The sequence below is a fragment of the Actinosynnema sp. ALI-1.44 genome (assembly GCF_001984155.1).
In the GTDB taxonomy this organism is placed as follows: domain Bacteria; phylum Actinomycetota; class Actinomycetes; order Mycobacteriales; family Pseudonocardiaceae; genus Kibdelosporangium.
Map to the genome: position 1 here is coordinate 1 of NZ_MTQO01000013.1, position 9,604 is coordinate 9,604.

The following is a 9,604-nucleotide window of genomic DNA, read 5'->3' on the forward strand; positions in this document are numbered from 1 at the left end:
TTCTGGCCCGGTTGCCGGAGGTGTTGCCGAGCTCGCGGGTTCCATCGCGACCGGTGGTACAGCTGTGGACGTGGTGGCGTGTGACGTTGCCGAGCGCACCGCGGTCGACCAGTTGCTCAGGCGAATCGACGCCACAGGCCCGGTGCTGTCCTCGATCGTGCACTCGGCAGGTGTCGGCGGCAGCACACCCGTGGAGCAGTTGCAGACCGCGGAACTGTCGAGGTTGTTGTCGGCGAAGGCCGGTGGTGCGGCGGTTCTTGACGAGTTGACCGCGGATCGTGAGTTGGACGCGTTCGTGTTGTTCTCCTCGGGCGCTGGCGTTTGGGGCAGCGGCGGCCTGAGCGGCTACGCGGCGGCGAACGCCTATCTCGATGCGCTGGCTGAGGATCGCTGCGCTCGAGGCCTGCCTGCCACGTCGATCGCGTGGGGCCTGTGGGCTGGCGTGGGGATGGCCGCGGGTACCGGTGGTGAGCGGTTGCGTGAGTTCGGGATGGAGGGCATCGACGAGCAGCGTGGGATGTTGGCGTTGGGTCAGGTGCTCGATGCCGATGAGGGTGCGATGGTGGTGGCTGGGTTTGACTGGCCGCAGTTCATTCCGACGTACACGTTGCACCGGCCGAGTCCACTGCTGTCGGACTTGCCTGAGGTGCGCGCGACCCTGACGGTCGAAACCGTCGGCACAGGTACTGGCGAGTGGGCCGATCGGTTGTCCGGCATGCCGGTCGCGGAACAGCAGCAGGTGCTGACAGACCTGGTGCGCGGTCACGCCGCCGCGGTACTCCGGTACGAGTCTGCCGAGGATGTGTTGCCGCAGCGCGCGTTCAAGGATCTGGGCTTCGACTCGGCCGGCGCGGTGGATCTGTGCAACCGCCTGTCCGAGGTGGTGGGCGTTCGGTTGGCGTCCACGATGGTGTTCGACTACCCGAACGCCACCGCCCTCGCGGAACACATCCGGGGCGAAGTGGTCGGCGCCGACTCGGCGGACACCGGAGACCCGGTGCTGGCCACACTGGAGCGGTTGGCGGGCGAGCTGGAGTCCGTCGAAGGCGGAGCGGACACGCGCCAGGACATCACCGAACGCATGCAGACCATGCTGTCCCGGTGGCTGCGCCGCAGCGGACCCGCGCAGGAGAACGACGGCACCGCCACAGGTCGGCAGGCGGTGGCCGGGCAGCTCGACGAGGCCTCAGCCGACGAGGTCCTGGACTTCATCAACAAGGAACTGGGGGCGTCGTGATGATCATTGGTGCTCGGATCACCGCGGCGTCGAGGAGGACCCACCATGGCCGATGAGAAGCAGCTGCTCGACGCCTTGAAGAAGTTGGCAGCCGACCACTACGAGGCCCGTGAGCGGGTCAGGGAACTCGAGTCCGGTGCCCGCGAGCCGATCGCGATCGTCGGGATGGGCTGTCGTTTCCCCGGCGGGGTGACCGGGCCCGAGCAGTTCTGGGACCTGCTGGTCGCCGAGACCGACGCGATGGGCGGCTTCCCGACGGATCGCGGCTGGGAGGTGTTCGAAGAGGAGTTCGGCCAGCGTCAGGCCTACCGGCGCCAGGGCGGGTTCCTGTACGACGTGGCTGATTTCGATGCGGGGTTCTTCGGGATCAGTCCGCGTGAGGCGTTGGCGATGGATCCGCAGCAGCGGTTGTTGCTGGAGACGTCGTGGGAGGCGATCGAGCGGGCCGGGATCGACCCGAAGTCGTTGCACGGATCGACGACGGGCGTGTTCGTGGGGGCGAGTCACGCCGGTTACGACGCCAGCCTGCCGGTCGATGACCGCAGCCTGGACGGGTATCGCCTGATCGGCACGGTGTCGGCGGTCGCGTCCGGTCGGATCTCGTATTGCCTGGGACTGACTGGCCCTGCCGTGACGGTCGACACCGCGTGTTCGTCGTCGTTGGTGGCGTTGCATCAGGCGATGTTGGCGTTGCGGTCGAGCGAGTGTTCGATGGCGCTTGCTGGTGGTGTGGCGGTAATGGTGTCACCTGGTGCGTTCATGGAGTTCGCGCAGCAGGGTGGTATGGCGTCCAGTGGGCGGTGCAAGGCGTTCTCTGATGAGGCCGATGGGATCGGTTGGGGCGAGGGCGCGGGCATGGTGCTTCTTGAGCGTTTGTCGGACGCTCAGCGCAATGGTCATCAGGTGTTGGCGGTGATTCGGGGTAGTGCGGCAAACCAGGATGGTGCTTCGAATGGGCTTGCGGCGCCGAATGGGCCGTCGCAGCGGCGGGTGATTAGGGCTGCGTTGGCGAATGCGCAGTTGTCGCCGTCTGATGTGGACGCGGTGGAGGCGCACGGCACTGGTACCACGCTGGGTGACCCGATCGAGGCTGGCGCGCTGTTGGCCACCTATGGCCAGGAACGACACGATGACCAGCCGTTGTGGCTGGGGTCGGTGAAGTCGAACATCGGTCACACACAGTGTGCTGCTGGTGTTGCTGGTGTGATCAAGATGGTCATGGCTTTGCAGCGTGGTGTGTTGCCGAAGACGTTGTTCGCTGATGAGCCGTCGTCGCATGTGGACTGGGAGTCCGGGAATGTGCGGCTGTTGCAGGACGCGGTCGAGTGGTCTGCGGGTGATCGTCCGCGTCGGGCTGGTGTGTCGGCGTTCGGGGTGAGTGGGACCAATGTCCACGTCATTCTGGAAGAGGCGCCACAGGAGACGGAACCTGAGGCGACAGAGAAACCGCAGGCTACTCGGGTGTTCTCGCAGCGAGTGTCCGCATGGGTCGTGTCCGGTCGTAGCGCTGCGGCTCTTGCTGACCAGGCGGGCCGGTTGCGTGAGTACGTGCTGGCGCGCCCGGACACGTCAGCGAGCGATGTGGCCTGGTCACTGGCTTCGACGCGGGCGTCCCTGGAGCACCGGGCCGTAGTGCTCGGTGCCGAATACGCAGCCGGTCTCGCGGCGGTGGCCACGGGCCAGCCCGCGCCTGGTGTGGTCACGGGCTCGGTTGCCCCGGGCGGTGTCGGTCGAACGGTGTTCGTGTTCCCGGGTCAGGGCAGTCAGTGGGTCGGGATGGGTCGTGAGCTCGCCGATGTTTCGCCGGTGTTCGCGGCGAAGTTGGCTGAGTGTGCGGAGGCTTTGTCGCCGTATGTGGACTGGGAGCTGGATGACGTTCTGGTTGGGCGGCATGGGTTTGAGGGCGCGGATGTGGTGCAGCCCGCGTTGTGGGCCGTGATGGTGTCGCTGGCGGCTGTCTGGCAGGCGGCCGGGGTGCAGCCGGATGCCGTAGTCGGGCACTCGCAGGGTGAGATCGCAGCTGCGGCGGTCGCCGGGATCCTGTCCCTGGAAGACGCCGCGAAGGTCGTTGCCTTGCGCAGCAAGACACTGACCGCGCTGGCCGGTCGTGGCGGCATGCTCTCAATAGCCGAGCCAGTCGACGGAGTTCGTGAGCGGATCGCCCCTTATGGAGAGCGGCTCTCGGTCGCGGCCGTGAACGGGCAAGCGTCGACTGTGGTGTCCGGTGATGCGGATGCGTTGCGGGAGTTGGCGGATTCGTGTGGTGAGTCGCCTCGGGCGCGGATGATCCCGGTGGATTACGCCTCGCACAGTGCTCACGTGGATGAGTTGCGTGGCGAGATCCTGGAGGTGTTGGAGGGGATTGAGCCGCGCGAAGCGCGAATCCCGATGATTTCGGCGTTGACCGGGCAGTGGTTGGCGGGTTCGGAGATGGACCCGTCGTACTGGTATGCCTCGTTGCGTGAGACGGTCGAGTTCGACCGGGCGGTCCGTGGTTTGGCCGCGAGTGGTCATGGCGTGTTCGTCGAGGTTTCGCCGCATCCCGTGCTGACTCCGGCGATCACCGAGAGCTTGGACGAGCAGGCCCCGGTCGTGTCCGGGACGCTGCGGCGTGACGAGGGCGGTGCTGAGCGGCTGCTTGGTTCTTTCGCTGAGGCATACGTCCAGGGTGCTCCGGTGGACTGGGCGGCGGTCCTTGGTAGTGGCTCGGTTGTGGCGTTGCCGACGTACGCGTTCCAGCGGCGCCGTTACTGGCCGGAAGCGCCCAAGCTGAACCGGGCCAAGCTGTCGGTGGACGACTGGCGTTACCGGATCACCTGGCAGCCAGCCGGTGTGAACGGCACCGCGCTGGCCGGAACCTGGCTGGTCGTCGGCGACGGACCCGACGCATCCACGGTCGTGGCCGCCTTGACGAAGCACGGCGCCGAGGTTGTCACGGCGTCCGGTCCCGAAGACATCGAGGCAGCGGATGTCGCCGGTGTGGTGTCGTTGCTGGCTCTGGACGAGACACCGCTGGCGGAACACCCGCTGGTCCCGACCGGCCTGGCAGGAACGGTCGAACTGGTCCAGGCCATGGGACGGCTCGGTTCTACCGCGCCCCTGTGGGTGCTGACCCGAGGCGCGGTGCAGGTCAACGCCGATGAGGCGACGACAAGCCCGGCACAGACCCAGGTGTGGGGCCTGGGCCGGACAGTCGGCTTGGAGCACCCGGACCGCTGGGGCGGACTGGTCGACCTGCCACCGGTGTGGGATGCGGAGATCGGTGCCCGGCTGGCCGGGATCTTCGCCGATGGCAAGGAAGACCAGGTCGCGGTGCGGTCGTCGGGTGTGTTCCTGCGGCGCCTGGTTCGTGCTGAGGCCCGCCAGTCCGAGGCCACGCGGTGGAGCCCCCAAGGCACGGTTCTGCTGACCGGCGGTACGGGTTCGATCGGCGTGTGCATCGGTCCGTGGCTGGCCGAGCACGAGACCCAGCGGGTTGTGTTGACGTCTCGTTCTGGTCCGTCCGCTCCCGGGGTCGCTGACCTCGCCGCCACAGTGGCCGGTGCGGGCACCGCCGTGGAGGTCGTGTCATGCGACCTCGCGGTACGCACACAGGTGACGGGCATGGTCGATTGGATCGAGAGCTCCGGGCCTGGACTGTCCACTGTGTTGCATTCGGCGAACACCCCCTTCCTGGCAAGACTGGAAGACACCACCCGCGACGGCTTGGCCGCGGCATTGGGCGCGAAAGCAGTGGGCGCGAAGTACCTGGATGAGGCAACGGCCGACCTGGCTTTGGACGAGTTCGTGATGTTCTCGTCGATCTCGGCGACGTGGGGCAGCAACGACCATGCCGCTTATGCTGCGGGCAACTCCTATCTGGATGCGTTGGCTGAGGACCGCCGGGCCCGTGGCCTGCCGGGAACGTCGATCGCCTGGGGCGTCTGGAACACGCGTGACTGGGACGCCGTGGACGCCGCCATGGACCAAGCGCCCGGTCGCGTCACCCCGCAACGCCTGCTGCGTCAGGGAATGAACTTCCTCGACACGCAGCGGGCGTTGACCGCCCTTGGCGAGATCCTGGCCGACGACGAGACGTTCATCGCCCTCGCGGACGTGGAATGGGACAAGTTCGCGCCTGTTTTCAGCGCCGCGCGGCCACGGCCGTTGCTGGAGACGATCCCAGAAGCCCACGAGGAAACCGAGGTCGCGGACGAGCGTGGAGAGTTCGCATCCCGCTTGTCGGGCATGTCGGTGGCTGAGCGGCGGCGGACGGTTGTGGAGCTGGTGCGTTCTCACGCGGCTGCGGTGCTTGGCCACGAATCGGTTGACGAGATCGTGTCGACTCGGGCGTTCCGTGAGCTGGGCTTCGACTCGTTGACCGCCGTCGAGTTGCGCAACCGGCTGAACGCCGCCGCGGGCATTCGGTTGCCGTCCACCGTGATCTTCGACCACCCGAGTGCCTCCGCGCTGGCTGACGAGATCCTCACCGAGCTGTTCGGCAGTGCCATCGACGAGAACGCGCCTGTGGTCGCGCACGTGGCGTCGACTGAGCCGATCGCGATCGTCGGTATGGCGTGTCGTTATCCCGGTGGTGTGCGTACTCCTGAGGAGTTGTGGGAGCTTCTGGTTTCCGGCGGTGACGCGATCGGTGGTTTCCCGACGGACCGTGGCTGGGATGCCGAAGCCCTGTTCGATCCGGATCCGGATGCCGAGGGTTCGACGTATGTGGTGGAGGGCGGTTTCCTGACCGGGGCCGCGGACTTCGACGCCGGGTTCTTCGGGATCAGTCCCCGTGAAGCCATGGCGATGGACCCGCAGCAGCGCCTGCTTCTCGAAACCTCGTGGGAGGCGATCGAACGGGCCGGGATCGACCCGAAGTCACTGCACGGTTCCACGACCGGTGTGTTCGTCGGTGCCGCGTCCTCCGGATACATCGCGACGGGTGCCACTGTGCCGGGCGCGGAGGTACACCTGATCACAGGCAACGCGTTGAGCGTGTTGTCAGGCCGGGTCTCGTACACGCTGGGCCTCCACGGCCCAGCGGTGACCGTGGACACGGCCTGCTCGTCCTCGCTGGTCGCCTTACACCAAGCGGCTCAGGCTCTGCGTTCAGGTGAATGCTCGTTGGCACTGGCCGGTGGCGTGACAGTGATCGCGGACCCGACCGAGTTCGTGGCCTTCTCGCGGCTACGAGCGCTGGCCTCTGATGGTCGGTGCAAGGCATTCGGTGATGGCGCCGACGGCATGGGCATGGCCGAAGGTGCGGGCATGCTGATGCTGGAGCGTCTGTCCGACGCGCACCGCAACGGGCACAAGGTACTGGGCATCATCAGCGGGAGCGCGGTCAACCAGGACGGTGCCTCCAACGGCCTGTCCGCGCCGAATGGCCCATCGCAGCGACGGGTGATCCGAGCCGCCCTGGCGAGTGCGCGACTGGCAGCGTCCGATGTGGACGTGGTGGAAGCACACGGCACGGGTACCGAGCTGGGTGACCCGATCGAGGCCGGTGCGCTGCTGGCCACCTACGGGCAAGATCGCGATCGGCCGTTGTGGCTGGGCTCGATCAAGTCGAACATCGGTCATTCCCAGCAGGCCGCAGGTGTCGCCGGTGTGATCAAGATGGTGATGGCACTCCAGAACGGTGTGCTTCCGAGGACACTGCACGCCGACGAGCCGTCGTCGCACGTCGACTGGGACTCCGGAAGTGTCCGACTGCTGCAGGAGCCGGTCGAGTGGCAGCCGGGTGATCGTCCGCGTCGGGCTGGTGTCTCGGCGTTCGGGATCAGCGGTACGAACGTGCACCTGATCGTCGAGGAAGCGCCGACCGCTGTCGAACCGGAGAAGGACCGGGAAGAGCCGAAACTCCCGGTGCTGACCGAGCAGACCTCGGTCGCATGGCCGGTCTCAGGTCGTAGTGCCACTGCCCTTGCGGGTCAGGCAGGCCGGTTGCGTGAGTACGTGCTGGCACGGCCGGAACTTGCGGTTGGCGATGTGGCGTGGTCGTTGGCGACAACTCGGTCGGCGTTCGAGCAGCGCGCGGTGGTGCTGGGCACGGAGCGCGTCGACCTGGCGGCCGGACTGGCGGCGGTGGCCACCGGTCAGCCTGCGGCCGGTGTGATGACGGGAGAGATCGCTCCGGGTGGTGTCGGCCGTTCGGTGTTCGTGTTCCCGGGGCAGGGCAGTCAGTGGGTTGGGATGGGTCGTGGGCTCGCCGATGTTTCGCCGGTGTTCGCGGCGAGGTTGGCTGAGTGTGCTGCGGCTCTTGCTCCATACGTTGATTGGCAGCTGGATGATGTTCTGGCTGGACAGCATGGTTTTGAGGCTGCGGATGTGGTGCAGCCCGCGTTGTGGGCTGTGATGGTGTCGTTGGCGGCTGTGTGGCAGGCGGCTGGTGTTGAGCCTGATGCTGTGGTGGGTCATTCGCAGGGTGAGATCGCGGCTGCGGCTGTCGCGGGAATCCTGTCGCTGGAGGACGCGGCGAAGGTTGTGGCTCTGCGCAGCAAGACACTGACCGCGTTGGCTGGTCGCGGCGGCATGCTGTCCATCGCCGAATCGGTGGATGGGGTTCGTGAGCGGATTGCTTCGTATGGTGAGCGGTTGTCGATCGCGGCCGTGAACGGCCAAGCGTCGACCGTGGTGTCCGGTGATGCGGACGCGCTTCGAGAGCTGGCGGATTCGTGCGGTGAGTCGCCGCGAGCGCGGATGATCCCGGTGGATTACGCCTCGCACAGCGCGCACGTGGACGAGTTGTGTGACGAGATCCTCAACGTCTTGCAGGGGATTCGGCCGCGTGAAGCGCAGGTGCCGATGGTGTCGGCATTGACCGGGGAATGGTTGACGGGCCTGGAGATGGATCCGTCGTACTGGTACGCGTCGCTGCGTGAAACGGTCGAGTTCGATCGCGCTGTGCGTGTCCTCGCCGGGGACGGTCATGGCGTGTTCCTGGAGGTCTCGCCGCACCCGGTGTTGACTCCGGCGATCGCCGACAGCCTGGCGGACCAGGCCCCGGTCGTCACCGGGACGCTGCGGCGGGAAGACGGCGGCGCCGGGCGGCTGCTGGCCTCACTGGCCGAGGCTTACGTCCAGGGCGCGACGGTTGACTGGGCTGCCGTTCTGGGCGGCGGTTCGGTCGTGGAGCTCCCGACGTACGCCTTCGAGCACCGCCACTACTGGCCTGTGGTGGACACCCGGCACTCCGAGACGGTTGAGGTCACCGGCGCCGAGGCGGGTTTCTGGTCTGCCGTCGAGACCGGTGACGTCACCGCGCTGGCCGACTTGCTCGGTGTCGACCCGGCTGACGCCGCACTGGAGGCGTTGACCGACTGGCGTCGCCGCGAACGTGCCGACTCGTCGGTCGCTGACTGGCGGTATCGGGTTTCCTGGGTCCCGGTCAGGGAGTCCGGAGCGGTTCTGGCTGGGACGTGGCTGGTCGTCGGAGACGGACCCGACGCTGTTTCGATCGCCGAAACCCTGGAATCACACGGGGCATCGGTGATCAGCACGACGCCCGACGGCGTGGCGAACGCGCCCATCGCGGACCTGACCGGTGTTGTCTCGTTGCTGGCGTTGGACGAGTCGCCGGATACGGGCTTCGCGTGGGTTCCACGCGGCAGCGCCGACACAGTCGCCCTGATCCAGACGTTGGGGCAACTCGGTGTGACGGCGCCGCTGTGGGTGTTGACGCGAGGTGCGGTGCAGACCGCTGCAGGTGAATCGGTCACCAGTGCGGTGCAGGCTCAGGTGTGGGGTCTTGGCGTCGTCGCAGGCCTTGAACTGGCTGGCCGGTGGGGTGGGTTGATCGACCTGCCGCAGGTGATGGACGTACGCGCGGGGGCCCGACTGGCCGGTGTGCTTGCCGACGCTGGTGAAGACCAGGTCGCGGTGCGTTCGGGTGGTGTGGTGGCTCGGCGGTTGGTGCGTGCGGGTCGTCCGGTGGTCCGGAACGTGTGGTCGCCGAGGGGTTCGGTGTTGGTGACGGGGGGTACGAGTGGTGTTGGTGCGATCACGGCGCGTTGGGTTGCTGGTCGTGGTGCGTCTCGTGTGGTGTTGACCAGTCGGTCTGGTCCGGTTGCCGGGGGTGTTGCCGAGCTTGCGGGTTCGATCGCGGCCGGTGGTACAGCTGTGGACGTGGTGGCGTGTGACGTCGCCAATCGTGCTTCGGTCGCGGCTCTGATGGAGCGTCTCGACGGGTCCGGACCAGCGCTGTCGTCCGTGGTGCACTCGGCGGGCGTAGGCGGAAACACCCCGGTGGCGGACCTGGAGACCGCGGAACTGTCGAGGTTGTTGTCGGCGAAGGCCGGTGGTGCGGCGGTTCTGGACGAGTTGACTGCGGATCGTGAGTTGGACGCGTTCGTGTTGTTCTCCTCGGGTGCTGGTGTTTGGGGC

Annotated in this window: 2 protein-coding genes; both read left to right on the plus strand. The window is 67.1% G+C overall.

Annotation, left to right across the window (positions count from 1 at the left end):
- Positions 1-1,237 (plus strand): type I polyketide synthase (locus ALI144C_RS00130; RefSeq protein WP_143230285.1); only part of this gene is annotated, 1,237 nt, incomplete at its 5' end.
- A gap of 45 nt (positions 1,238-1,282) precedes the next feature.
- On the plus strand, positions 1,283-9,604 hold an 8,322-nt coding region (locus ALI144C_RS00135), incomplete at its 3' end, for a type I polyketide synthase (protein ID WP_143230286.1).